28 protein-coding genes are annotated in these 22,699 nt (G+C 61.3%); 12 read left to right on the forward strand and 16 right to left on the reverse strand.

All coding sequences use genetic code 11. The features are described from left to right. Nucleotides 1-142 precede the first annotated feature (142 nt). Nucleotides 143-889 (reverse strand): sulfite exporter TauE/SafE family protein, encoded by a 747-nt coding sequence (locus ACK9YZ_RS09555; RefSeq protein WP_416066396.1) that lies wholly within the window; start codon nt 887-889, stop codon nt 143-145. A 97-nt stretch (nt 890-986) separates the two neighbouring features. On the opposite strand from ACK9YZ_RS09555, the gene ACK9YZ_RS09560 reads away from it, so the two are divergent. The 4 genes from ACK9YZ_RS09560 to ACK9YZ_RS09575 all read left to right on the forward strand — a co-directional run bounded on the left by ACK9YZ_RS09560 (nt 987) and on the right by ACK9YZ_RS09575 (nt 3,989). Further along, nucleotides 987-1,868: a LysR family transcriptional regulator gene (locus ACK9YZ_RS09560; protein ID WP_216758365.1), complete on the forward strand. Its 882-nt coding sequence runs from the start codon at nt 987-989 to the stop codon at nt 1,866-1,868. 126 nt (nt 1,869-1,994) lie between these two features. Continuing rightward, on the forward strand, nt 1,995-3,548 hold the full coding sequence (locus tag ACK9YZ_RS09565; protein ID WP_416066397.1) for an acetolactate synthase large subunit: 1,554 nt from the start codon (nt 1,995-1,997) through the stop codon (nt 3,546-3,548). 65 nt (nt 3,549-3,613) lie between these two features. Then, entirely contained in the window at nt 3,614-3,763 is a 150-nt protein-coding gene (locus ACK9YZ_RS09570) for a hypothetical protein (protein WP_416066398.1), read from the forward strand. A gap of 76 nt (nt 3,764-3,839) precedes the next feature. Next, the gene (locus ACK9YZ_RS09575; protein WP_113308362.1) at nt 3,840-3,989 is read left to right on the forward strand and encodes a hypothetical protein; all 150 of its coding nucleotides are present in this window, start codon (nt 3,840-3,842) and stop codon (nt 3,987-3,989) included. 103 nt (nt 3,990-4,092) lie between these two features. On the opposite strand, the gene ACK9YZ_RS09580 is transcribed toward ACK9YZ_RS09575, so the two are convergent. After that, the gene (locus ACK9YZ_RS09580; RefSeq protein WP_216758368.1) at nt 4,093-4,389 is read right to left on the reverse strand and encodes a hypothetical protein; all 297 of its coding nucleotides are present in this window, start codon (nt 4,387-4,389) and stop codon (nt 4,093-4,095) included. Nucleotides 4,390-4,837: 448 nt separating this feature from the next. Here ACK9YZ_RS09580 and ACK9YZ_RS09585 point away from each other — a divergent pair, with 448 nt between their 5' ends. The 4 genes from ACK9YZ_RS09585 to ACK9YZ_RS09600 all read left to right on the forward strand — a co-directional run bounded on the left by ACK9YZ_RS09585 (nt 4,838) and on the right by ACK9YZ_RS09600 (nt 7,414). Next, nucleotides 4,838-5,581, forward strand: a complete 744-nt coding sequence (locus ACK9YZ_RS09585; protein ID WP_416066399.1) for a DUF2092 domain-containing protein — start codon at nt 4,838-4,840, stop codon at nt 5,579-5,581. Next, nucleotides 5,578-5,835, forward strand: a complete 258-nt coding sequence (locus ACK9YZ_RS09590; protein ID WP_416066400.1) for a hypothetical protein — start codon at nt 5,578-5,580, stop codon at nt 5,833-5,835. The genes ACK9YZ_RS09585 and ACK9YZ_RS09590 overlap by 4 nt, the downstream gene beginning before the upstream one ends. A gap of 386 nt (nt 5,836-6,221) precedes the next feature. After that, a complete protein-coding gene (locus ACK9YZ_RS09595; RefSeq protein WP_416066401.1) occupies nt 6,222-7,013 on the forward strand; it encodes a hypothetical protein in 792 nt (263 codons plus the stop codon). 11 nt (nt 7,014-7,024) lie between these two features. After that, nucleotides 7,025-7,414, forward strand: coding sequence for a YkvA family protein (locus ACK9YZ_RS09600; protein WP_216758371.1), 390 nt, complete (start codon nt 7,025-7,027; stop codon nt 7,412-7,414). 12 nt (nt 7,415-7,426) lie between these two features. Here the strand turns inward: ACK9YZ_RS09600 and ACK9YZ_RS09605 are convergent, their stop codons facing one another. Next, nucleotides 7,427-8,317, reverse strand: coding sequence for a LysR substrate-binding domain-containing protein (locus ACK9YZ_RS09605; protein ID WP_416066402.1), 891 nt, complete (start codon nt 8,315-8,317; stop codon nt 7,427-7,429). A 169-nt stretch (nt 8,318-8,486) separates the two neighbouring features. On the opposite strand from ACK9YZ_RS09605, the gene ACK9YZ_RS09610 reads away from it, so the two are divergent. Beyond that, entirely contained in the window at nt 8,487-8,648 is a 162-nt protein-coding gene (locus ACK9YZ_RS09610) for a DUF1127 domain-containing protein (protein WP_416066403.1), read from the forward strand. Nucleotides 8,649-8,740: 92 nt separating this feature from the next. On the opposite strand, the gene ACK9YZ_RS09615 is transcribed toward ACK9YZ_RS09610, so the two are convergent. Together ACK9YZ_RS09615 and cax are read right to left on the reverse strand one after the other, a co-directional pair. Continuing rightward, nucleotides 8,741-9,121, reverse strand: coding sequence for a potassium channel family protein (locus ACK9YZ_RS09615; protein ID WP_416066404.1), 381 nt, complete (start codon nt 9,119-9,121; stop codon nt 8,741-8,743). A gap of 81 nt (nt 9,122-9,202) precedes the next feature. Next, complete coding sequence (gene cax, locus ACK9YZ_RS09620; RefSeq protein ID WP_416066405.1) at nt 9,203-10,348, reverse strand: calcium/proton exchanger; 1,146 nt, start codon at nt 10,346-10,348, stop codon at nt 9,203-9,205. 288 nt (nt 10,349-10,636) lie between these two features. Between cax and ACK9YZ_RS09625 the strand changes: the two genes are divergently transcribed. Then, nucleotides 10,637-11,017: a cupin domain-containing protein gene (locus tag ACK9YZ_RS09625; protein WP_416066713.1), complete on the forward strand. Its 381-nt coding sequence runs from the start codon at nt 10,637-10,639 to the stop codon at nt 11,015-11,017. A 53-nt stretch (nt 11,018-11,070) separates the two neighbouring features. Here ACK9YZ_RS09625 and ACK9YZ_RS09630 read toward each other — a convergent pair whose 3' ends face one another. From ACK9YZ_RS09630 to ACK9YZ_RS09655, 6 genes are read right to left on the reverse strand one after another with little or no spacing between them, the layout of a single operon-like run. After that, nucleotides 11,071-11,931 carry a glycerophosphodiester phosphodiesterase family protein gene (locus tag ACK9YZ_RS09630; protein WP_416066406.1) on the reverse strand — a complete coding sequence of 287 codons (861 nt, stop codon included), beginning with the start codon at nt 11,929-11,931 and terminating at the stop codon, nt 11,071-11,073. A gap of 16 nt (nt 11,932-11,947) precedes the next feature. Continuing rightward, a complete protein-coding gene (locus tag ACK9YZ_RS09635; protein ID WP_416066407.1) occupies nt 11,948-12,778 on the reverse strand; it encodes a glycerophosphodiester phosphodiesterase family protein in 831 nt (276 codons plus the stop codon). An 11-nt stretch (nt 12,779-12,789) separates the two neighbouring features. Beyond that, a complete protein-coding gene (locus ACK9YZ_RS09640; RefSeq protein ID WP_416066408.1) occupies nt 12,790-13,887 on the reverse strand; it encodes an ABC transporter ATP-binding protein in 1,098 nt (365 codons plus the stop codon). A 1-nt stretch (nt 13,888) separates the two neighbouring features. Further along, a complete protein-coding gene (locus ACK9YZ_RS09645) occupies nt 13,889-14,806 on the reverse strand; it encodes an ABC transporter permease subunit (protein ID WP_416066409.1) in 918 nt (305 codons plus the stop codon). 9 nt (nt 14,807-14,815) lie between these two features. Next, the gene (locus ACK9YZ_RS09650; RefSeq protein ID WP_216758379.1) at nt 14,816-15,706 is read right to left on the reverse strand and encodes a carbohydrate ABC transporter permease; all 891 of its coding nucleotides are present in this window, start codon (nt 15,704-15,706) and stop codon (nt 14,816-14,818) included. Nucleotides 15,707-15,766: 60 nt separating this feature from the next. After that, a complete protein-coding gene (locus ACK9YZ_RS09655) occupies nt 15,767-17,077 on the reverse strand; it encodes an extracellular solute-binding protein (RefSeq protein ID WP_216758380.1) in 1,311 nt (436 codons plus the stop codon). 191 nt (nt 17,078-17,268) lie between these two features. On the opposite strand from ACK9YZ_RS09655, the gene ACK9YZ_RS09660 reads away from it, so the two are divergent. Then, nucleotides 17,269-18,423 carry an ROK family transcriptional regulator gene (locus ACK9YZ_RS09660; RefSeq protein WP_216758381.1) on the forward strand — a complete coding sequence of 385 codons (1,155 nt, stop codon included), beginning with the start codon at nt 17,269-17,271 and terminating at the stop codon, nt 18,421-18,423. A gap of 22 nt (nt 18,424-18,445) precedes the next feature. On the opposite strand, the gene ACK9YZ_RS09665 is transcribed toward ACK9YZ_RS09660, so the two are convergent. The 3 genes from ACK9YZ_RS09665 to ACK9YZ_RS09675 all read right to left on the reverse strand — a co-directional run bounded on the left by ACK9YZ_RS09665 (nt 18,446) and on the right by ACK9YZ_RS09675 (nt 20,477). Continuing rightward, nucleotides 18,446-18,586 (reverse strand): hypothetical protein, encoded by a 141-nt coding sequence (locus ACK9YZ_RS09665; RefSeq protein ID WP_416066410.1) that lies wholly within the window; start codon nt 18,584-18,586, stop codon nt 18,446-18,448. 280 nt (nt 18,587-18,866) lie between these two features. Beyond that, nucleotides 18,867-19,478: a pyridoxamine 5'-phosphate oxidase family protein gene (locus tag ACK9YZ_RS09670; protein WP_416066411.1), complete on the reverse strand. Its 612-nt coding sequence runs from the start codon at nt 19,476-19,478 to the stop codon at nt 18,867-18,869. A gap of 48 nt (nt 19,479-19,526) precedes the next feature. Next, entirely contained in the window at nt 19,527-20,477 is a 951-nt protein-coding gene (locus ACK9YZ_RS09675) for an alpha/beta hydrolase (protein WP_416066412.1), read from the reverse strand. Nucleotides 20,478-20,522: 45 nt separating this feature from the next. On the opposite strand from ACK9YZ_RS09675, the gene ACK9YZ_RS09680 reads away from it, so the two are divergent. Next, the gene (locus tag ACK9YZ_RS09680) at nt 20,523-20,990 is read left to right on the forward strand and encodes a MarR family winged helix-turn-helix transcriptional regulator (RefSeq protein WP_216758847.1); all 468 of its coding nucleotides are present in this window, start codon (nt 20,523-20,525) and stop codon (nt 20,988-20,990) included. Here the strand turns inward: ACK9YZ_RS09680 and ACK9YZ_RS09685 are convergent, their stop codons facing one another. Next, a complete protein-coding gene (locus tag ACK9YZ_RS09685) occupies nt 20,991-22,175 on the reverse strand; it encodes a low temperature requirement protein A (RefSeq protein ID WP_416066413.1) in 1,185 nt (394 codons plus the stop codon). It abuts the gene before it with no gap. A 32-nt stretch (nt 22,176-22,207) separates the two neighbouring features. After that, entirely contained in the window at nt 22,208-22,582 is a 375-nt protein-coding gene (locus tag ACK9YZ_RS09690; protein ID WP_416066714.1) for a gamma-butyrobetaine hydroxylase-like domain-containing protein, read from the reverse strand. Nucleotides 22,583-22,699: the final 117 nt, after the last annotated feature.

Here is a 22,699-nt window from a genome sequence, read left to right on the forward strand (position 1 = left end):
GTAACAGAGAAGCCTGTTCACAAGCGTCCTCCCTTTTACCCAAAAAGGGAGGACGCAGACGCTCTGCGCACTTCACCGGTGCCGTCCTGCGCGATCCCTTCGAGTGCAAGGTGACCGGTGCGACACCGTAAAGTCGACGGCCTCAGCGCGGCCACAGACACATCTCTGCGCCGAGCAGCAGAAGGCAGACGAGAAACCCGCGGCGGAAGGTGGCCGGCGCAATCCGATCGCGCAGCACCTGCCCGGTCCACATGCCCGCCAGTGCCGGCAGGATCGCGAGGACTGAAAGCGCAAGATTGCCCCCTTCGAAAGCGTTGCGCAGGCCGAGCGAGGCTGCAAGCGCAACCGTGGAGACGGTGAAGGACAGGCCGAGCGCCTGCACCAGATCATCCTTCGCAAGCCCGAGCGCCTGCAGATAAGGCACGGCCGGGACAACGAAAACGCCTGTGCTGCCCGTGACGAAGCCCGTCGCCGCACCGATGACGGGCGAAAGCCATGGCTCCATCGCCGCCGGCACGCGGAGCGGACGGCCAAAGAGCGCATAGGCGGAATAGAATACCAGCGTCGCGCCAAGCCCTTTGGTCGTAGCGCCGGTATCGCCGCTCGCAAGCCATGCCGACCCAAGCATCGTTCCCGCAACGACGGCTGTCATCATCGGCCAGAACCGACGCAGAAGCGGAACGAAGCTCGGGCCTGCAAACAACTGCCAGAGATTGGTGACCGACGACGGTGCGATCAGCAGGCTTGCCGCCGTCAGCGGCGAGGTCAAAACGCCCAATATGCCCATGGCGACCGTCGGAAGTCCCATGCCGGTGACACCCTTGACGAGGCCGGCGGCAAAGAAGGTGGCGGTGATTGCTGACAGGAAGGTGATGGAAAGCTCGGACATGCCGCTTCGGTAGCAGCTTCGAGGCCATGGACAATGCGGAAGTTCCCCAGCCAGCCTTCGGCTGGCCCGAAGGCAGGAGATGCCTTATTGTGGCAAAATGCGTTTTGATCTGACCGACCTTCGCCTCTTCCTGGCCGTCGTCGATGCCGGCAGCATCACCCATGGAGCGGCAGATGCGGGGCTCTCGCTTGCCGCTGCGAGCGAACGGCTGCGCGACATGGAGGCGCTCGGCGAAGTCATCCTGCTGGAACGCGGCCGGCGCGGCGTCTCGCCAACGGAGGCCGGGGAAGCGCTCGCCCACCATGCCCGCGTGATTCTCGGCCAGATCAGGCGGATGCGTGGCGAACTCGGCGAATATGCGCGGGGGCTGCGCTCGACGATCAGCATTCTCGCCAACACGGCTGCCATATCGGAACATCTGCCTGAACGGCTCGCATCCTGGATGGCCGCCAACCCGCAGGTGGATCTGCAACTGAAGGAACGGCAGAGCGTCGAGATTGCCAGAAGCGTGGCGGCGGGTCATGCCGAGATCGGCATCCTCTCTGCTGCGGCGGATATGGCCGGGCTGGCGGTGAGACCTTTCGCCATGGACCGGCTCGTCGCCGTTGTCAGCAAAGGCCATCCTCTGGCCCGAGAGAGCAGCGTCAGTTTCACCGACCTCGTCGATGAGCATTTCATCGGTCTCGCCGGCGGCGCCCTGCAGGATCATATCGATGCGCAGGCGGGCCGTATCGGCATCAGGCTGAAGACCCGCGTGCGGCTGCGCGATTTCGGGGCCATCTGCCGGCTGGCGGGTGCCGATATCGGTATCGGCATCGTGCCTGAAACGGCCGCCCGCCGCGCCGGGCGATCATCCGGGATTGTCGTTCTCCGCCTCTCGGATGACTGGGCCACGCGCCAATTGCTGGTCTGCACGGCGGAACGGGCGGAATTGTCGGTCCACGCGCGCAGCCTTCTGGACCATCTCGCGCCGGCCTGAAAAAATGTTCATCCAATGCCTGTGAGGAAGGCTTTCCGCTCTGTCACGAAAGCGTGCCGACGCGTTATTCAAGGTTGTGCTTATGTTCTTCCCGTGCAAGGCTGAAGTAAGCGGGAGGGAACTGCCATGAATGGTGCGGACAGCCTGTGTGATACGCTCCTGGCAAACGATGTCAGGGTATGTTTTGCCAATCCCGGCACGTCGGAAATGCATTTCGTGGCCGCCCTCGACCGCAAGCCCGAAATGCGCTGCGTTCTCGGTCTCTCCGAGGGCGTGGTGACGGGCGCGGCCGATGGTTATGCGCGCATGACCGATCACCCGGCGGCGACATTGCTGCACACCGGGCCGGGGCTCGCCAATGGCCTTGCCAATCTCCACAATGCCCGCCGCGCCAGAGTACCGGTCATCAACATCGTCGGCGATCATGCCTCCTATCATCTTCCCCTCGACGCGCCGCTGACATCTGACATCGAGAGCTTGGCAGGCGCGATGTCCAAGTGGGTGCACCGTATCCGCAGCCCGGAAGAAATTGCCGGCGCGACGGAGGCGGCCTACCGTGCCTCAATGTCACCGCCCGGTGTGGCAACGCTCATCCTGCCGGCAGATGCTGCCTGGGGCGATGTCGAGGCGGAGCAGCCGATCAGGCTGTCGCGGCCGGAGCCTCATGCCGTTAACATGGATAGCGTGCGCGAGGTTGCCGCCGCCATCAGAGACACGCCCGGAGAGGCCGGAATTCTCGTCAGCGGTGCGGCTGCCCGCGCCGACTGCCTGGAGATTGCGGGTGCGATTGCAGCCGCCAGGGATGTTCGTCTCTTCAGCGAGATGCAACTGCCGAGGGTCGAGCGTGGCCGCGGCCGTGTCGCCGTGACCCGCATCCCCTACCCGATCGACGCCGCCCTGGATCTGCTGGCCGATATCGATGTGCTGGTATTGGTTGGCGCGCCCGAGCCTGTCGCCTTCTTTGCCTATCCGGGCAAGCCCGGACGGCTGGTGCGCAAAGGCTGCAAGGTTCTGACCCTTGCAAGGCATGGCGAGGATCTGAAAGGCGCGCTGGAGGCACTCAGGGACGAACTGAGCGTCAGGCCGTCGCAGCCTCTGCCAAGGGCAAGTGCCGCTTCCGACCATATCACTCCCTTCGGGCATCTGACCGAAGATGCGATCGCCGTGATGGTGGCGGAAAGACTTCCCGACAATGCCATCGTCTGCGACGAAGGGATCACCTCGGCCCGCCGCTTCTTCGAACTTTCAGCCGGCTCGGCGCCGCACGACTACCTGATGAACACTGGCGGCTCGATCGGCTGTGGCATACCGCTTGCGACGGGTGCCGCAATCGCCTGTCCGGACCGGAAGGTCATCAATCTGCAGGCAGATGGCAGCGCCATGTACACGGTGCAGGGCCTGTGGACGCAGGCGCGTGAAAATCTCGACGTGGTGACGATCATCTTCGCCAACCGCGCCTATGCCGTGCTTCATGCCGAGATGCGCAATGTCGGCGTCAACGGAATCGGCGAAAACGCCCGCCGGATGATGGACCTCGATCACCCTGCCTGGGACTGGGTATTGATCGCCAAAGGCATGGGCGTCGATGCCGCCGGCGCGCACAGCTGCGAGCAATTTGCCGATCTCTTCGACAGCGCGCTCAAGCGCGGCGGGCCGTTTCTGATCGAAGCGATCATCTGATTGCGACGACGAACGCGGTTGAAGCCCTGCCCCGCTCGCTGTGGCGGGTAAGCCTGGGTCGGGTGATGAGCGCCAGCGCCGCCGATCTCCTGACCGAGCTTTACGAGGTTCACGGCCGGGGCGGCCTCATCGACGTCGAGCCGAATGCGCCCGATGTCCGCAGAGGTTCCACCGAGCTGATCGACGCGCTCAGGCCCATTGTCGCCGTGCGGTGACCTTGAGAAAGATCGTCCTGCCAAGCCGGAACCGGATAAGGCTGCGGGGATTTACCCCTCAGCACAGGAGGTTCAGATGATCCGCAAACTGAAGTCAGGTGAATATCGTCTCTATTCCCGCAAACCCGATGCGAAGACGCACAAGCGCAAGAACCTTGGCACCTTCAAGACCCGGGAAGCGGCTGAAAAGCATGAGCGCGAGGTGCAGTATTTCAAGCATCACTAGAGCATTCCAGCAGCAAGGTGTGGAGCGGATGCACGGCCCGCTTCAACAGCAATAGTGCCGTCGTCGCGACTCCCCAAAGTGTGCTGCAGGAGGATCGGCTTCCTCAGCGGCCGATCGTGCCCTTCGGATCCTCCTGATAAGGTTCGCGGCGATTGGGATCGCTGTAATAAGTCCGGTAGCCGCCGCTCGAATAGGTCTCTCGATAGGTGCCATTGAGCTGCTGATGCGTCTGTGAATAGAGATCTCCGTTTCGGTACGTATTGTAGCCGCCACCGAGATTCTGCTCTCTGATATAGGTATTGCCTGAACTGTCGGTAGAACACGGAGCCGAAACCAGATCGCAGGAAGCAGATGCATTCCCGGCGACCAGCAAGAAAATCCCAAACAAAACCGCCTTCATGCAAACTCCTTTTTCGCGAAAATTGGCGTCGCGCGCGAGAGCAATGTAACGTGACGGCGAAAAAGAACAAACAGAAAACATTTACGCCTGTCCCGGCAACATATTTCAGCATGGCGCCAGGCTGAGTTTCTTCTGCTCCCGGCACTCGACCCGGGATATCGCAAAATAGGCGCAAAGCGCTGACGACCTTGATCTGCGTCAATGACGATGATATCGGGCAGATGAATATATTAGAAAATACTTATTTTAATTCCGGTTAGTGCGATATTCTTCGCTGAGGAGCGGCCCAGCTTCGGGGCGTAGGTACTGACGCCTGGGGTGAAGGTGTAATTGGGCTATTCCTTTAAAGGGGGGGATGATGCGATATTGCAATGGCATCACAGATAGGCCTTTTCTCGCACAGTTCCTGGGGTTGCGGACGGCTCGCAGGGCAATCATAGCCTTTGCCTTGGCAAGCGTTGCAGTCGTGCCGTCGTTTGCGAACGGCGGCAAAACCGATCCCAAGGCCATTCTCAAGTCGATGTCGGACTATCTGGCAAGACAGTCGGCGATCTCGGCGAAGTTCAACTCGAGCATCGAGGTGATCACGCCGGAACTCGAGAAAATCCAGTTCGACAGTTCGACGACCCTGCAGTTGAAGCGTCCCGACAAACTGAGAGCGGAGCGTGTTGGCGGTTATGCGGCTGTGGAGATGATCTTCGACGGGACCACGCTGACGATCCATGACATCGACAACAAGAAGTATGCGCAGGCGAGCGCCGGTGGGACGATTGACGCCCTGGTCGATCGCATGCGCCACGAGTTCGGCATCGGCGCGCCGGGCGTTGATCTGCTCTTGAGCGATGTCTATGGCGCCTTGAGCGCAGACGTGCTGGCCGCAAAATACATCGGCCAGGGCGTCATCGATGGTGTCGAGTGCGAACACCTCGCCTTCAGGAACAATGAGACCGATTGGCAGCTCTGGGTCAGAACAGGTCCGGAACCGATCCCCTGCAAGATGGTGATCACCAGCAAGACGGTGACCGGCTCGCCGCAATACACGGTCGAGGTCCGGGATTGGAAGCCAGGTGCGGCAATCGGGAATGCGGCGTTTGAATTCAAGGTCGATGGCGCGGGCTCGAAGGTGGACATCAAGGACCTTTCGGCTCTCGACGAGGTGCCGCCTGCCGCGACGGAAGGAGCGCAACAATGAGCATCACGAAAACGATGATCGCTGGCATGGTCGGCCTCAGCGCTCTGCTCATGGCCGACAATGCCTCTCTGTCGAATCCCGAGACCTGGGTCGGCAAGGCTGAGGCGCGTATCGGTCGGCCGGCGACGCCGATGAGCTATGCCGGCGTGGCAAGGCGGACCACACGCCGAGCCGTCGCCGTCGGTGCGGCGGCGTCGACCGGCTGCCGGACCGTCTACGATGCCTACGGCCAAGCGGTGACGACCTGTTATTGAGCCGGCTTGATGCTGCATTGATAGGGCGAATTGCCTCGAACCCGCCACGCTCACTTTCGCGTTCCTGATATCCTGTATCGCCGCTCGCGCCGATGAGCAGTGGCGTCGGTTTCTGGCTCCAGGGCAATATGGCAGCTTCGCAGCCATAGCGCCGGAGCTGGGCTTTTCGCTTCCCATGATCACCTACGCCTATTCGGGAGATGCGGGCAAATGCGAACAGAACGGACATCGACTGTGGCAATCAAGCCACGTTAATAAAATGCCGCCGGCAACCGAAAATATTAGCAGTCGAAAATATTTTGAAAAATCTGAGGCCACGATCATGATCGAGGCTATCAGGGCGGGATTCGGCATTCATCGCGCGCTGAAGATTTGTGGGGGAGCCAATGAGATCTTCTGTCATTCGAACTCTGGTCTGCATCGGAATCTGTTTCATCACCGGCAGCACCCTCGCCGCGGACATCCAATCCCCGATGACGCCGGAAGTGCAGCCGATAAAGACCGAAAGTGGCTGGACCTTTGCATTCGTGCCTTATTTCTGGGCGGCAGGACTGTCGGGCGACATTGCCCAGTTCGGACTGCCGGAAGCTCATGTCGATGCCAGCTTCAACGACATCCTCGACCACTTCGATTTCGGTGCGATGGCGATGGGGGAAGCCCGTTACGGGCCGTACAGCATCTTCGGCGATGCAATCTATTTGAAGATATCAGGTCAGTCGGGCACGCCGAGGGGGATTTTGGCGACTGGCGTCGAACTCTCGTCCGAAACCTTCGCAGGCTTGCTTGGTGCCGGTTACTCGGTCTACGAGGACTATGCAGCGCGGCTCGACATTGTCGGCGGCGCGCGCGTGTGGTCCGTCAAAAGCGAACTGTCCTTCAGCGGCGGCGTTCTCGACGGACGTTCTGCCACCGATGAGGCAACCTGGGTCGATGGCATGGCCGGTTTCAAGGGGACCTATTCCATCACCCCGGAAATCTACCTGACCGGCTGGGGGCTTGTCGGTGCCGGCGGTGCCGACCTCGATTGGGACGTCGCCGCGGCGATCGGCTACAACTTCAACGATACCGTCTCGGCGCTTGCCGGTTACCGCGCACTCGGGGTCGATTACAGCAACGACGGATTCGTCTTCGACGTGGTCCAGCAGGGACCGATGCTTGGGCTCAAGGTGAAGTTCTAAGCCGCGCAAGAATGAGCGAATGGCTGAAAGCGACAAGACAATGGGCGCGATCCGTGAAACGCGATGTGGTCGCACTCTGGATTGCCGCGCGCGACAGCCGCACGCCTGTTGTGGCCAAGATCGTCGCCGGTGCGGTTGCTGCCTACGCACTTTCGCCCGTCGATCTCATCCCGGATTTCGTGCCTGTGCTCGGCTATCTCGATGATCTCATCATCGTCCCGTTCGGCATTCTCATCGCCATCCGCCTCATTCCGGAGCCGCTGATGGCGGAATTCCGGGACATGGCCACCCAACGGGCGCAGCGCCCGGTCAGCCGTTCGGGGCTTATCGCGATCATCATCATCTGGCTGATCGCCGCGGCCCTCTGCATCTGGTCTGCACGGAACCTGTTTCTTCGCTGAGCCGAAACCCATCTACTCCCGCATGAAGGCGCCGCGCAGCCAGTCTAGGAAATGGCTTGCCGCCGGCGAGAGCGCCCGGCCGGGCTTCATGATCGCCACGAAACCACCCTCGTAGGTCAGGAATTCGGATCGCTGCACCAGCTTGCCGCTTTTCAGCTCGGCGAGCGCAAAGCGCCGCTCCACCAGCGCCACACCAAGCCCGGTTACGGCGGCGCTGACGCAGAGATGCATGTGCGGGAAATAAAGCTCCGACTGCGCCGAGATCCGGTGCCCTGTCGCCGCCTGCCAGCCCGTCCATTGCTCGCTCATATGATCGGGGGAAATGCGGGTCGGAAAGAAGAATTTATCACCATCGATTCTGAAGGGATAATCCGGCGCGGACACCAAGCCGAAGGAGACGGAGGCCAGCGGTACGAACTCGCCCTTCACCTGCGGTCGCGACAAGCGATCCCAGCTCAGCGTGAAATCCACGCCGTCCCTCGCCCGGTTCGAGCCGCCGTCACGCGCGCTCGATGACATGTTCAACTGCACGCGGCAATTCGGATAGAGACTGTAGAATTCCGCCAGACGCGGCACCAGCCAGACCATGGCGAAGGTGGCGCTGCAGGAAAGATGCACGCTCGCCTCGTTTCGGCTCGCCTTCAGCTCCTGATAGCGCTCTTCCAGCAGATCGAAGGCGCGCGACACGGTGGCGAAGAAGGCAGCTCCATCCTCGTTCAGCCGAAGCCCGGTCCCCGATTTCTCGAACACGGGGATCTCAAGCTGCTCCTGCAGAAGCTGCAACTGCTTGGAAACGGCACCATGCGTGCGCCCCAGTTCGTCGGCCGCCCGTGTCACCGAGCCGAGACGTGCCGTGGCTTCGAAGGCCCGAAGATAGGAGAGCGGCGGCAGATTGCGGGCCATGGCGTCCTTATATGTGAGTTTTTCTAACTGATACAGTCAGGATAACGCGCTTTTGCGCTGTCTGAAACTGCCATAAAATCATGACAAACAAGTAAGACAGGTGGAAATCGCCGCTTAAGACTTCGTTAGCAATAGGTGAGTTTTGCCGACAGAGAAAGGAAACTTCATCATGCACGTGACAGATACGTTCCGCCTGTGGCGCGAGCGCTGGACCGAACGCCGCCTCTTCGCCCGCGAACTGGATATGCTGCCCGACGAGACCCTCCGGGATTTCGGCATGACGCGCGAGGCCGCCTACGAGCAGAGCCACAGGCCCTTCTGGCGCGCGTGAGCATCCACGGTGATCTCCTCGGAATTGACGATGCGCCCGAACACGGCCCGTCGTGTGGGATCGGCAAGAGGTGATGCAATCCGCGTTACTCCCTATGATCCGATATCGGTGAGATCATCCCGTTCGGTTCGGGTGCGGCCCGCCGCATCGAGCGCCTGCACACTGACGGCGGCAACAAGGCCGGTTAGTATGATGCCGCAAAGGCCGATCGGCACGAATAGGATGCGTGCTATCGTACTCTTCGGCGCAAGATCGCCGTAGCCGATCGTCAGGCCGGTGACGAAGGTGAAATACAGGCTCTCACCGATGCCCCAGCCCTCGATCCAGCCGACAACGGCGCCTGCTCCGACCATGACGATCAGCACGCCGGAAAAAATCGGCCAAAGGATGCGGATCTGGTTGAAAAGCGCCGCGAAGAACAGCCGTCTCATCCGTGTACTCGATTGAAATGTCGTGCCGATTTTTGTCGTCATGTCCCTGCCATTCCCCTCCTGCAATCCATCGGGCCAATCCATCACGCACGCGTCCCGGCTGCCATTTTGCGGGTTGAATGATCAGGACGGACTTGCCGGCGGCAGGACGAACAGGGTGAAAGCGAAAATCCCGTAAAGCGCCAGAGCCATGACCCCCGCATACCAGGCGCCGCGTCCGCCATTGGACAAGAGCGTGGCGGCGAGCGTGGCAACGATCATCATTGTCACCGCGCCGCGCCAGAATTGCAGCGTCATCGGTTCCGGGCCGATGAAATAGCTGACCACCACCAGGAGAGGCGCGACGAAGAGCGCAATCTGGGCAGCACTGCCGAGCGCAATGCCGACGCTGAGATCCAGCCGATCGGCACGCGCCGCGGAAAAGGCCGTCGTCATTTCCGCGGCCGCGCCCACCAGCGCCACGACGATGAAGCCGACAAAGGCCGGCGTCATGCCGAGATGTTCGGCGGCAACCTGCACCGATCCGACGAAGATCTCGCTGACCAGCGCCACCAGCAGCGTCACGACGACGAGCAGGACGAGAGCCAGCGTCATCGGCCAGTGTTTCTCCTCTTCGCCGCCATGGCTGACGCTGGCGAAAAGTTCCTTGTGCGTGCGCAGCGAAAAGAACATGCCGAGTGCGTAGACGACGATGAGCAGGATCGAAAGGCCGAGGCTCAGCGTCTGCGACACCTCGGGTGCCGGCGGCTGATCCGCTTCGCTGAGCAGCGATGGCACAAGAACCGCGATCGTTGCCAGGAACAGCATGCAGGCCTGAAAGCGCGCATTGACCCTGTTGAATTCCTGAATGTGATGCTTGAGCCCGCCGAGCAGGAAGGAGCCGCCCAGCATGAACAGCGTATTGGTAACGATCGCGCCCGCTATTGACGCCTTGACCAGCAGATATTGCCCCGCCTGCAGCGCCGCCAGCGAAATGACGAGTTCGGTCAGGTTCCCAAGCGTGGCATTGAGCAGTCCGCCGACCGCGTCTCCGGTCTTCGCGGCGACTGCCTCGGTTGCCCGGCTCAGGAGAGCGGCAAGAGGTATGATCGCCACGACCGATAGCAGGAACAGCAGCGTGTGCGAGTCGGGCATAAGCCGCTCCAGCACCAGCACCACAGGCACGAAAACGATGAGCGCGAGAAGGGGCGATTGACGGACCTCGTCCACAATGGCCCTTCCCACGGAAGAAGACGGCGTAACTGAAGGCCCTTCCGCAAGCTTGCCCATGCCTCATCCCCCACAAGACGAGCAACCAACATATAATTTTACCACCGTCTCCGGTCGTTGTCGCGGCATTCCTGCACCCGCCCCATTGGCTGCGCATGCCTGGCCGCCAAGGGCGCTGGCCGGAGAATACGGCTTCGATCCCTCACCGGTCGCGCAGATACATGGCGATACAAAAAGCCCTGATGGCGGAAACATTTCCAATTCATCCCTCTGCTCAAATGACCCTGTCGCCCGATCATGGGGGCAAGCAACTGACGGAAGGATATGCAAATGAACGCGATCAAGATCATGGCAATGAGCGCCCTGCTCGCCACCGGCGCTATGCAACTGACGCCTGCCTATGCCGACCAACCGATAGAGCGCACCGACCTCGTCCATGCTGATATCGACGTGCCCGGCCACCAGGCCGCCCAGGTCCGCGTCGATTTCGCCCCCGGCGCCTTTGCGCCGAAGCACCAGCATCCGGGCGAAGAGATCGCCTATGTCATCGAAGGTTCGTTGGAGTATCAGCTCGATGGCCGGAAACCGGTGACACTCAAGGCCGGCCAGTCGCTCTTCATCCCCTCGGGCATTGCCCATTCGGCAAGGAACGTCGGCATTGGCAAGGCCTCGGAACTGGCGACCTATATCGTCACCAAGGGGTCACCGCTCGTTGTGCCGGTGAAATAACCCGACGCTGGCCACCTCGTCTTGCGGCGGATGGCCCGCGTATCGGCAGAGGATCAACCCGCGACGTGGGCTTTAGCCGGCTTCCGTGCCGATTTCCGGGCCTCGATATAGTGCCGCAGGGCAGCCGGCTCGTCAGTCTGGATAGTGCTGATGCCGGCATCCATCAGGCGGCCCCAGATGGCGTCGGGATCGGCAAGAGCCTTGGGATCGGTCCATTCGCCGCTGGCAGCCATGTCAAGCGTATTGAACCAGATCGCCATATTGGCATCCCTGAAGAGCTGCTGATTGTTTGCGATAGTCTTGAGATCGTCGAAGCGCAACTCGCACATGAAGGGCTTGAGCTCCGAGAGCAGCGCCAGCCTGTCGCCGACATCGCCAGCCGAAAACTGCGCCATCGCCATGAAGGGCACGCCTTCGATAGTCTGGGCGCGCACCCAGTCGACGTCTGCGCGGTTCATCACGACGGTCTTGAGGTCGACGGAGGATGCGACGCCCATCTCGCGGGCGCAGGCCGCCACTTCCGAAAACAACCCGCGATCCTTGAGGTCGAGATCGGCAAAGATACGGCCGCGAATGGCTTCGAAGGCCTGCTTCAGGGTCGGGATGCGCTGGTCGGTGACGGCGCGATCTTCGCCGCCATTGTCTTCGCGCAGCGCGATCGCCTGCAGTTCGGCCATGGTGAAAGTTTCCGCATCGCGGTCGATGCCGGCCATGCGCAGGAGCGTATCGTCATGCATCAGGAAGAGCTCGCCATCGGCGCTCTTGCGCACGTCGATTTCGACGATATCGGCACCGACGGCAATGGCGTTCTCGATGGAGGCCAGGCTGTTTTCCGGCGCGCCATGCCAGGCGCCGCGATGGGCGACGATGGCGCAGGAGCGGCTCGGGTCGTTGATGAAGTCTTTGTAGCTCATGGTCTTTCCTTATGTGTCAGCCGCGACGGCTGGCGAGGTATGATTTCAGTGCAACCGGTTCATCGGTCTGGATAAACGAAATGCCGGCCTCGATGAGCCGGCCCCAGATGGCGTCGGGATCCTCAATGGCGGCCGTATCGGTGAAGCCGGCAAAGGCGACGGAACCGAGCGTATTGGCCCATAGCTTCATGCCCGTCTCGCTGATACGGGCATGGAGAGCCGAGATATCGTCGATATGGTCGAAGCAGACTTCGCAAACGGGTGGCGCGAGTCGGAACAACAGATCCAGCTCGGCCTCCGCATGCGTAGCGCCGATCCGTGACTTCGCCATGAACAGCACGCCATGCGGGATGACCGTCTCGCGCACCCAGGCAAGATCGTCGGCCGTGCGGAGACTGCCCCAGAAATCCACCTGGGCCTCGACGCCCATGTTGCGGGCACAGGCGATGACCTCGGGGATGACGGCTCGGTCCTTGACATCGAGATGCAGGAAGATCCGGTCGCGGGTGAGATCGAAGACATCCAGCAGGCTCGGCAGCCTCTCGCCGGTCATCTCATTGCCGTCGCCGCCATCGCGATTCTTCAGCGTGAGGCTCGCAAGGCGCTCGGAACTCAGCGCCTCCGCCATCGCATCGATGCCGGCCATGCGCTGAAGCGTCTTGTCATGCAGCAGGAAGAGCCCGCCATCGGCACTGCGGCGCACGTCGATCTCGACGACATCGCACCCCGCGCGGATCGCCGCTTCGATGGCTGCAAGGCTGTTCTCGGGAGCCTCGCGCCAGATGCCGCGATGCGCCACGACCGCACATTCCCTTTGGGGTGCGCGCACATAGTCAGTGTAGTTCATGGATAGATCTTTCAATGCTCGGCAAATGCATCCGCAATGGCGCGCCCCGTTTCGCCGTCAAACAGGTGCAACCGGGATCGTGGGAAGGAGAAGGAAAGCTCAGCGGCGGGATCGATATCGGCGCCGAAGGGTGTGGCGATACGAACAGGCGTGCCGGCGAGATCGGCAGCCAGTACCGCATGCGAGCCGAGATCCTCGAAATGCCGCAGCCGGCCTTTGATCGCGCCCCTCGCTTCGATGACAATATCTTCGGGGCGAATGCCGAGCTGGAACTTGCCCGCCTTGTGGTATTCTGCAACCGCCTGTCCGTCTGCCAGGCGCAGCGCCGAACCGTCTGATGTCACAGGCAGGATATTCATCGGCGGCGCGCCGATGAATTTCGCGACGAAGACCGAGGCCGGGCGATGATAGATCGCCTTCGGCGTATCGAACTGCTCGATGCTGCCCCTGTTGAGGATCAGGATTCGGTCGGCGAGCGTCATCGCCTCGACCTGGTCATGGGTCACGAAAACCGTGGTGGCACCGATGCGCCGGTGCAGATCGGCGAGCTCGACGCGCATATCGTGACGCAACTGCGCATCGAGATTGGAAAGCGGCTCATCGAAGAGCAGCACGCCGGGCTCACGCACGATCGCCCGGCCGATCGCCACACGCTGGCGTTGACCGCCCGAGAGCTGTCCCGGCTTGCGGTCGAGATAGGCAGAAAGCCCGAGCATTTCGGCGACCGCGCTGACCCGCTGCTGGCGCTCGGCCTTCGGAAGACCGGCGACGCGCAGGCTATAGGCCATGTTCTGGAACACGGTCATATGCGGATAGAGCGCATAATTCTGGAAGACCATGGCGCAGCCGCGCTGCTTCGGCTCCAAGCCCTGCACCTCGCGATTACCGAACAGGATCTTGCCGCCGCTGACGGTCTCGAGCCCGGCGATCATCTGCAGCAGCGTGGATTTCCCGCAGCCGGATGGGCCGAGTACGACGGTGAATTCGCCGGCACGCAACTCGACATCGAGCGGCGGGATGACTGTCGATTTCGTGTCGTATGCCTTGGTGACGCCTGCAAGCGTGATGTTGGTGGCCGCGGTGCGGATGGCGGTATCGATGGCGTTCACGTCATTTCTCCGAAAGAACAAGGCCCTGCACGAGGTAGCGCTGCAAAAGCGCAATCATGACAAGGGGAATTAGCGAGACGACCACGACACCGGCCATGATCATCGGGAAGTCCGGAACTTCGCCTTCCATGTCGGGCACAAGCCGCGCCAGGCCGACGACCGCCGTCGTCATCTCGGGCTTGGAGGCAGCCACCAGTGGCCAGAGATACTGCGTCCAGCCGCCGAGGAAGGTCAGCACGAAGAGGGCTGCAAAACTGCTGCGCGAGATCGGCAACAGGATATGGAAGAGGAAGCGGATCGGCCCTGCCCCATCCATGCGCGCCGCCTTGAAGAGATCCGATGGCAGCGTGCGGAAGAACTGCCGGAACAGGAAGGTGCCGGTGCCATGCGCAACCAGTGGCGCCACGAGGCCGAAATGCGTGTCGAGCACGCTCAGTTCGAGATGAACCGGCGCACCGAACAGGCTTTCGATCAGCGCATTGGCGCCGGTCAGATCAAGCAGCGTATTCAGTGGTGAAAAGATGTTCGCCGCCACCTGATAGGTGGTGATGACGCGGATATCGATCGGCAGCATGATCGTCGCCAGGATTGCGGCGAAAGCGATACCTGCCCAGCGGATGCGGAAATAGACGAGCGCATAGGCTGTCAGGAACGACAGCGCGCAGGTGAAGAAGGCATCATAAAGCGCCACCAGCATGCTGTTCAGCATCTGGATCGGGATGCGTGTCTCGGTAAAGACGCGCATGACATTGGCGATGAAATGGTTGCCAGGATACCAGGCAAGCCCGTTGCGCAGCAGAAACTCGTAGGGTTGCGAGGCATTGGCGAGCGTCAGGTAGAGCGGTCCGAGAATGAAGATGATACCGACAGCCAGAATGGCGCTGGCGGCGAAATTGAGCGAGCGAGCGTTTTCGATCATGGCTCTCTCCTACCGTTCGTAGTTGACGCTGCGGCCGAGAAGCAGGAATTGCGCAGCGGTGAGAAGGACGACGAAGATCATCAGAATGGCCGTCTGGGTGGAGGCGCCTGACAGGTCGTATCCGCTGAAGCCATCGGTATAGATCTTGTAGACCAGCAGGTTTGTGGAGCCGCCCGGCCCGCCCTTGGTGATCGTATCGATGAGCGCGAAGGCCGAGGTGACGCTTTCGGTAAATTCCAGCACCAGCGTCAGGAAAAGCTGCGGCATGATCAGCGGCAGCTGCACGTCGAAGATGCGCCGCCAGGGTCCGGCACCATCCATGGCCGCCGCCTGAAACATGGTGCGCGGAATGGATTGCAGCCCGGCGAGCAGGATGACGAAATTGAAGGGAATGCCGCCCCAGACATGCGCGATGATGAGTGTGATGAAGGCATCCGTTCCATCGAGACCCGGCGCCCAGGCACCCGGGAAAAAATGGTTGATGGGTGCCAGAATACCGACGAAGGGATTGAAGACGAAGGCGAAGACGACGCCGATCGAAGCGCCCGCCACACCCTTCGGCCAGACCAGCACATTGCGGGCCGTCAGTGACAGCCGGATTTTCCGGTCGGCAGCGACCGCCAGGATCAGTGGCAGAAGCACTGATAGTGACGAGGCGACGACCATGAAGATGACGGTGCGCCAGCCAGCATTCCAGAATTCCGGATCGGCAAGCACACGGCGGAAATTATCCCAGCCGACGAATTCCGACCCGCCGCCGAAGGGCCGCTCCAGAAAGAAGGACCAGTAGAAGGCCTGGATAACCGGTGCGTAGAAGAAGATGAGGATCAAGAGCAGCATGGGGGCGGCCAGCAAAAGCGGCAGCCAGCGATGGCTGAAAAGCGAAGATTCCGACGACATCACGCATGTCCATTTCGAGGAAAGCAGGTGCGGCGACGGGAGCGCCGCACCTGACATGGATCAGGGCAGCTTTGCCGTCTTGTAGGTCTGCTCGAAGCGGCGCAGCAGCTCGTCGCCACGCTTCTTGGTGTTATCGAGCGCCACCTGCATGGTCTGCGTGCCGGCGTATGCCTTCTGGGTTTCTTCCATGAAGATCGAGCGGAACTGCACGTAGAAGCCGAGGCGGATGCCGCGGGTGTCCGGCGTGCCGGGCTCGTTCATGGATTGGATGCCGACACCAGCCGTCGCATATTTGGCGGAGCCCGCATCGGGGCTCCTGGCGATCGCATCGAGAACGTCGTTGGTGACGGGCACGTAGCCTGTCGATGCCGTCATGAACATCTGCTGCTCGGGCTTGCGCAGGAAATCGAGGAATGCCTTGGCGCCGTCGATCTCTGCCTGGTCATGACCCTTCATGATGTAGATGGAAGCGCCGCCGACGAAGGTATTGTGGCGCTCGTATCCCTTGTACATCGGCGCCATGTCGACGGCGAGTTCGTATTTGCCGGCAAAGGCCTTGGCCGAATCCGTATAAGAGCCTGAAGAGCCTTCCATCATGGCGCATTCGCCGGCATTGAAGGCGGCCGTGTAGTTGCCGGCCTTGGTATCCGTGTTGAGCCTGACGAGGCCTTCCTTGCGCCACTCGACGAGATTGGCGAGATGCTTGGCTGCGAAAGTCGTGTTGAAGACATACTCGGCATCGAGGCCGTCATAGCCGTTGTGCTTGGAAGCGATCGGCAGGCCGTGACGAGCGGAGAACTGCTCGAGCACGCGCCAGGTGTCGCCGTCCGTGACAAACGGGCATGCGTGGCCTGATGCCTTCAGCTTGCGGGCCGCCTCGATAATGTCTTCCCAGGTCTTCGGCATCTCGGTGACGCCGGCTTTCTCGAGCTCGGTCTTGTTGACGTAGAAGAGCAGAGTCGAAGCATTATAGGGTTGCGAATAGAGCTTGCCGCCCGACGTCTCGTAATAGGAGCGTGCACCCTTGATGTAGTTGTTCCAGTCGACATCCGGCAGCACGTCCTGAACCGGCACGACGGCGTCCGACAGCAAGAGGTCGAGCGTGCCGGCATCGAAGAACTGGATCAGCACCGGATGCTTGTTGGAGCGGTAGGCGGCGATCGCCTTCTGCATGGACACTTCGTAGCTGCCCTGCCCGACGCATGTCACATGGTCTTTCGACTGCGACGCATTGAAGGCGTCGCATTGCGCCAGGATCGCCTTTTCGACGCTTCCCGTATTGCCATACCAGAATTCGAAATTGGCAGCTTGCGCAGAAGAACACGCAGCCGTCATCAGGGCGGCCGCAGCCACCAGAATGGAAATCTTCATTTTGCCCTCGCCTGAATTGTGAGACCCGCCGGATCGGTATCCGGATCGTGAACGGCCGGGTTAGTACACTTTATGTGTAACAAACGGATGACGAGATCTGGCTTGATTGGACCAGAAAAGCCCGATATGCAGTCACCAGCGGTTGCTTTCGGCTTCAGTGTTACACTTTTGTAGTATATTAGAGGTGCGTCATGGCTTATTCTCCAGAACCGTTGATCGCCTCGCGGTTCCGGCGTCCGGGCGAAGAAATCGTCGTCTCCTCGAATGAGCGCAGCCTGCTGAAACTCATCTGGCGCAATCCCGGCCTGTCGCGATCGGAGATCACCGGCCATACGGACCTGACGCAGCAATCGGTCCATCGCATCATCGACCAGCTCGTCGAGCGCGGCATCGTTTCGCTGGGGTCTCCCAAGCCCGGCCTCGGCCGCGGCCAGCCGAGCCCCATGCTCAGTCTCAACGGCCGCCACGCCTATTCGGTGGGCATTTCCGTCAATTCCGACGTGGTCGACATCTGCCTGGTGGATCTGTCAGGCAATGTGCTCGGCGAAAGCGACATCTCGCTGAGGGAGCTCGGCATGAACCAGGCGCTGGACCGCGTTCGCGACCGCATCGCGGACCTACAGCAGCAGAACGGCCTCGACGATGAGACCTTCTTCGGTATCGGCTTCGGCATTGCCGGCGCTCTGATATCAGGGACAAAATACAACGCCTCGATGCCGCTGCATGAATGGTCGCTGATCGAGCTCGGGCCGCTGCTGACCGATACTTTTAAAAAGCCCGTCTGGCTGCTGAACGGCGGTAGCGCCGGTGCAGTTGCAGAGGCGATGTTCGGCTGCGGCCGCTTCGTCAGGCACTTCGCCTATCTCAGCTTCAATTACGGCTTTGGCGGGGGCCTGATCAACGATGGCGAACTTCTGGCCGGCGGCAATGGCAATGCCGGCGAATTCTCCGGCATGTTCGACGACGAGGAGATCCTCCACCGCCCGGCCCTGCAGTTTCTCCTGGAGAAGCTCAAGCGCCACAATGTCGACGTGCCGTCGATCCCCTATCTGCGCAGACATTTCGATCCGAAATGGCCGGGTGTGGCGGAATGGGTCGAGGAGATCACCCCCGCCTACAACCGTCTCGTCAACGCCATCTGGGCGATCTACGACCCGCAGGCAATCGTCTTCGGCGGCCAGGTGCCGCCGGGACTGGCGCAGATGCTGAGCGACCGCACCGAACTTTTCGGCCGCCCGCGCTACGGCGTGCCGCGCCCGCACCCCAAGCTCATCGTGTCAGAGATATCAGGCGACGCCGCCGCCATGGGCTCGGCGATCGTTCCCTTCAAATCGACGTTTTATTGACGACTATGGCCGCGTTCCGAATTTACGGCGCGTGTTCGTTTTCGTCGTAAAGCCGGACGTTCGGGATCGGCGGCAGCCAGGGCTCGCGCCTGACCGTCCAGACTTCGACCATGGGGCCGATGCCGTTCGGCGCCTCGTCCAGAGTTCCAAGGAACACTTCCACCGATTCCTCCGCGCAATCGCATCAGGCCGTTGCGAAGGAAAGCCCATATCAGGCAGAAAGCAGCCCGCTTGTGCAAACGGGCGTCGGCGCCGCTAACCTCTCCTCCCTCATTCCTGTGTCCTCGCGCCAGCGCGAGGGATATCACAGGAATCCAGCCACCGCGCGGCTGCGCGGTGAATGACTCATGTGCTGCCAGAGAAAAAGTCTCTCCTGCCCAAGGACTTGGGCAGACTGGATTCCTGTGACGAGCACAGGAATGAGGGAGAAGGAGATGGCGCCCTCACCACATCGTCTTTGCAGCGCGCGCCGGCCATTCCCGGTCATAAGTCTCGTGGTCGAAATCACCCACCGCATCCTTCAGCATCTGGCCGGGCGTCGGCAGGCTGGCGGGATCGACGAAGTGGTCGGCATTCCAGAGTTCGGCGCGCATGACGGCGCGGGCGCACTGGAAATAAACCTCGACGATGCTGATGACGATGACCGTGCGCGGATGTTTGCCGTCCATCTCGAAACTTGCAAGCAGCGCCTCGTCATTGGAGACGACGCCGCGGCCATTGATGCGCATGACCGTGTTGGAGCCCGGAATGAGGAACATCAGCGACAGGCGCGGATCGCGCACGATGTTGGAAAGCGAATCGACGCGGTTGTTGCCGCGCCAGTCGGGCAGATGCAGCGTCCTATCGTCGATGATGCGCACCACCCCGCCGAGATCGCCGCGCGGCGAGCAGTCGAGCCCTTCCGGGCCGACGGTCGCAAGCGCCGCGAAGGGCGACATCTCGATCATGCCCCGGTAGAGGGGCGTCAGCGCCTTCGTCACCTTGTCGACGGAGGCCTGCGACAGCCCCGCGCCATAGATTTCGCTGAGCTCCTCGATACTGCCGATGATTTTCATGGATATCCCGCCATAGTGCCGGCCGCCCGAGCTGCGGCCGGGCGGACGCTACACCGATGCGCGACGCGCCGGAAGCTCAAAAATCGGAATGATCTCAGCATCTTTTTTGATGTCTTCCTCCGCGAGGAACGCCGCGACCTCGCTCAGCACCGGACCTGCCGACATGATGCGCCGGTGGCCGAAACCGTTGGCCCAAGAGAGCCGCACATGCCCGCCTGATGCCGCATAACGACGAGCATGGGCAGCACTCACTTCCTTGTCGTCCTCGGCATGGATGACGAGCACCGGCTTGCCGACGTGATTGGCCCGTTTTCCGGCGTCAAAATCCTCAAGTCTCCGACCGGTGATACGATACACGACATCCTCAAGCGCTTCCTGTGCCGCCGGTTTCAGCCGCAGCATCCGGCCGAAATCGGTAAACAGCCACTGCATTTCACTGGGTGAGCCGATCAGTACCAAACGTTCGGCCGAGACGGGCTTCACATCCGGCAGCATGGCCAGGGCCGAAACCATCAACGCCGCGCCACCGAAGGAATGACCAATGACCGCATCGAACCGGCCGAAGCGGGCCTCGGCTGCGGCAATCGCCTTCACCGCAAGCGCCATATGTAGGAAGCGTCCGCCCGATCGCCCATGGCCCGGAAAATCGAGCGCGATCACTTCGGCACCCGTAGCCGCCAGCATCGTCACGAGATCGGCCATATAGGCCATGCCGGAGCCCCAGCCATGGGTGACGAGATAACGTTTGCGCCGGCCGAGCGCGCCGCCATTCAGCCGGTAGGCATGCGCGCGCTTGCCCTCGACGGGCAGCACGAACCGTTCCGCATCTGCAAGCTTCGCGACACCCGCTGCATGCGCCGCCCTTGCCTTCTTGCCTTTGGGCCTGGCGGATGGCGTTCGGCAAAACAGCCGGAAGGCCGCCTCGCCGGCAAGACGCGGGGAAACGGATTGCATGAGCGAAAATCCGAGGCGGGTGACCTCAAGCGCAAAGTTTGCCATGATGGGAATCCGATAATGTTCAACACTGAACAATAAAGTACAACGATGAACAAAAATCAATCCCTCCCCTGGGATCATCCGCGTTTTAGAAGCTGGATCGCGGTGGCTCGCGCCTGCCAGCTCATGCAACAGTCGCTGGCGCGCTCGCTCTCCGATCTCGATATCAAGCCGCCGCATCTCGATATTCTCGTCAATCTCTACCGCTTCGAAGGTATTTCGCAGCAGGAGCTGGCGCGCAAGCTGCTCGTCGGCCGCTCCAATATGAGCATGCTGCTGCCGCAGATGGAAAAGCGCGGCCTGATCATCCGCCGCGACGACGAGCGCGACAAGCGCGTGCTGCGGCTGCACCTCACGTCAGAAGGCCGCAGGCTGACCGAAGAGGCCATGGCCATACAGACCGCGCTCATCGAGCGCACATTGTCGGCCGAGCCGATCGAGCAATGCATGGCAACCGCCGATTCGATGGAGCGCATCATCGGCGTGTTGCTGCAGGATTTGCGGGACGAGGATTGACTAATGCAGCGCCGGCCCGGACGGCGCGCGCGTCAGCGATTTGTACTCCCAGGCCGCTACGACGATCAGCACCAGCGCCGCCAGAATGCCCATCACGTAGACCTGCATGAAGGGCGCAAAGAAAGCGCAGAGGATCAGGATCACGATGCCGGCGAGATGCGAGAGCGGCAGGTGCCCGCTGGTCGCCCCCTTGAACCAGAGATTGCCGATCAGGAAGAGGCCGGAGCCGCCGAGTACGGAGGCGGCGATGGCGAGATTGCCGGTCTCATGCGGATGCTCGAACATGAATTCCACCGCCACTGCATGCACGATGATGCCTGCCAGGATCGGGATATGCGCATAGGTGAAGGCCTGCCGCGCGAGGCTCCCCGGCGTATCCTCATGCTCGATGCGATGCGCCGCCCGCTCATGGCCGAAGCGGAAATACAGCCACCACATGGCGACCGTGCCGATGAAGCCGATCAGGAAGACAACCCCGGTCATGACCGAGAATTCCATTTCGGAGAAGGTGCGGCCGGAAACGAGGATCGCTTCGCCGAGGCAGATGATGATGAAGAGCGCGCAGCGCTCCGCCATATGCGCGCCGGAAACGTCCCACTCTTCTGTCTTGGACTTGCCGAGGCCGGGCACCGCAAATCCGAGCGCCGGCCCGGAATATTCGATCAAGAGCGCGATCACCCAGCAGATCAGCCGCGCCTCATGCTCCAGAAGCCCGCCTGATATCCAGAACACGCCGGCAACGGCAAGGTAGGTGGTGATGCGCACGAAGTTGATGGTGGCCGAACGGCCGGCAGCCCGCATCGCATAGGTAGTGAAGAGCGAGCGGCCGACCTGCATCAGCACATAGGCTGAGGCGAAGAGCAGGCCCTTCTCGCCGAAGGCTTCGGGAATGGAGGCCGAGAGCACGAGGCCGAACAGCATCAGCACGATCAGCATTGATCGCACCGGCATGCGCTCCGGATCGAGCCAGTTCGTCACCCAGGCGGTGAAGATCCACACCCACCAGACCGCAAACATCATCAGCGCCGCTTCCACGGCACCGAGCGGCGTATAATGGGCAAAAAGCGCGTGCGATAACTGCGAGATGGAAAAGACGAAAACGAGATCGAAGAAGAGTTCCAGGAATGTGACCCTGCTACCGGTATGCCCGTGGGCTCGCAGCCAGCTCTTCTGTGTTTCCGCCATGTGCCCCTCGTCTGCCCTTGAGTCTATCGCGATCAGCGCGGCTTTTCCGCTACGTCCCGGCTCATTCCCTTGGCCGCAAGCTCTTCTTCATAGGCCGAGAAGAGCTCGAAGCCGCGCTCGCCGAGTTCGCGCAGATACGTCCATGTATAGATGCCGGTATCGTGCATGTCGTCGAAGCCGATGCGCACGGCATAATTGCCTGTGGGGATGACGGAGACGATGGCAACGTTGCGCTTGCCCGGCACCGTCACCTTTTGCCCCGGACCGTGCCCCTGTACCTCGGCCGATGGCGACAGCACGCGCAAGAGCTCGGCCGAGAGATCGAAGCTCTGCCCGTCGTTGAAGCTTACCACCAGCCTTTGGCGGTCTTTCGATACCTTAAGTTCGGTCGGCCAGATATCGCTCATCATGATGTCCTCTTCTGATGCGAGGAGTAGGCGCGGATCTTTTTCAGCGCAAGCTCAAATTCGCTTGGCGCCGTGGCCTGTTTCCCTTGACGCCACAATAGCATATGCCCACATTGA

This window comes from Rhizobium sp. ZK1 (assembly GCF_047782645.1).
Classification (GTDB): domain Bacteria; phylum Pseudomonadota; class Alphaproteobacteria; order Rhizobiales; family Rhizobiaceae; genus Rhizobium.

Coding starts and splice junctions, on each gene's coding strand:
- ACK9YZ_RS09670 (WP_416066411.1), bottom strand. CDS start 19,478: ATGAAAATCATCGGCAGTATCGAGGAGCTCAGCGAAATCTATGGCGCG.
- ACK9YZ_RS09560 (WP_216758365.1), top strand. CDS start 987: ATGCGTTTTGATCTGACCGACCTTCGCCTCTTCCTGGCCGTCGTCGAT.
- ACK9YZ_RS09570 (WP_416066398.1), top strand. CDS start 3,614: ATGAGCGCCAGCGCCGCCGATCTCCTGACCGAGCTTTACGAGGTTCAC.
- ACK9YZ_RS09645 (WP_416066409.1), bottom strand. CDS start 14,806: ATGATCGAAAACGCTCGCTCGCTCAATTTCGCCGCCAGCGCCATTCTG.
- ACK9YZ_RS09605 (WP_416066402.1), bottom strand. CDS start 8,317: ATGGCCCGCAATCTGCCGCCGCTCTCCTATCTTCGGGCCTTCGAAGCC.
- ACK9YZ_RS09680 (WP_216758847.1), top strand. CDS start 20,523: ATGAACAAAAATCAATCCCTCCCCTGGGATCATCCGCGTTTTAGAAGC.
- ACK9YZ_RS09630 (WP_416066406.1), bottom strand. CDS start 11,931: ATGAGCTACAAAGACTTCATCAACGACCCGAGCCGCTCCTGCGCCATC.
- ACK9YZ_RS09650 (WP_216758379.1), bottom strand. CDS start 15,706: ATGTCGTCGGAATCTTCGCTTTTCAGCCATCGCTGGCTGCCGCTTTTG.
- ACK9YZ_RS09600 (WP_216758371.1), top strand. CDS start 7,025: ATGAGCGAATGGCTGAAAGCGACAAGACAATGGGCGCGATCCGTGAAA.
- ACK9YZ_RS09555 (WP_416066396.1), bottom strand. CDS start 889: ATGTCCGAGCTTTCCATCACCTTCCTGTCAGCAATCACCGCCACCTTC.
- ACK9YZ_RS09610 (WP_416066403.1), top strand. CDS start 8,487: ATGCACGTGACAGATACGTTCCGCCTGTGGCGCGAGCGCTGGACCGAA.
- ACK9YZ_RS09580 (WP_216758368.1), bottom strand. CDS start 4,389: ATGAAGGCGGTTTTGTTTGGGATTTTCTTGCTGGTCGCCGGGAATGCA.
- cax (WP_416066405.1), bottom strand. CDS start 10,348: ATGGGCAAGCTTGCGGAAGGGCCTTCAGTTACGCCGTCTTCTTCCGTG.
- ACK9YZ_RS09575 (WP_113308362.1), top strand. CDS start 3,840: ATGATCCGCAAACTGAAGTCAGGTGAATATCGTCTCTATTCCCGCAAA.
- ACK9YZ_RS09615 (WP_416066404.1), bottom strand. CDS start 9,121: ATGACGACAAAAATCGGCACGACATTTCAATCGAGTACACGGATGAGA.
- ACK9YZ_RS09685 (WP_416066413.1), bottom strand. CDS start 22,175: ATGGCGGAAACACAGAAGAGCTGGCTGCGAGCCCACGGGCATACCGGT.
- ACK9YZ_RS09690 (WP_416066714.1), bottom strand. CDS start 22,582: ATGAGCGATATCTGGCCGACCGAACTTAAGGTATCGAAAGACCGCCAA.
- ACK9YZ_RS09595 (WP_416066401.1), top strand. CDS start 6,222: ATGAGATCTTCTGTCATTCGAACTCTGGTCTGCATCGGAATCTGTTTC.
- ACK9YZ_RS09660 (WP_216758381.1), top strand. CDS start 17,269: ATGGCTTATTCTCCAGAACCGTTGATCGCCTCGCGGTTCCGGCGTCCG.
- ACK9YZ_RS09590 (WP_416066400.1), top strand. CDS start 5,578: ATGAGCATCACGAAAACGATGATCGCTGGCATGGTCGGCCTCAGCGCT.
- ACK9YZ_RS09625 (WP_416066713.1), top strand. CDS start 10,637: ATGGCAATGAGCGCCCTGCTCGCCACCGGCGCTATGCAACTGACGCCT.
- ACK9YZ_RS09675 (WP_416066412.1), bottom strand. CDS start 20,477: ATGGCAAACTTTGCGCTTGAGGTCACCCGCCTCGGATTTTCGCTCATG.
- ACK9YZ_RS09655 (WP_216758380.1), bottom strand. CDS start 17,077: ATGAAGATTTCCATTCTGGTGGCTGCGGCCGCCCTGATGACGGCTGCG.
- ACK9YZ_RS09565 (WP_416066397.1), top strand. CDS start 1,995: ATGAATGGTGCGGACAGCCTGTGTGATACGCTCCTGGCAAACGATGTC.
- ACK9YZ_RS09635 (WP_416066407.1), bottom strand. CDS start 12,778: ATGAACTACACTGACTATGTGCGCGCACCCCAAAGGGAATGTGCGGTC.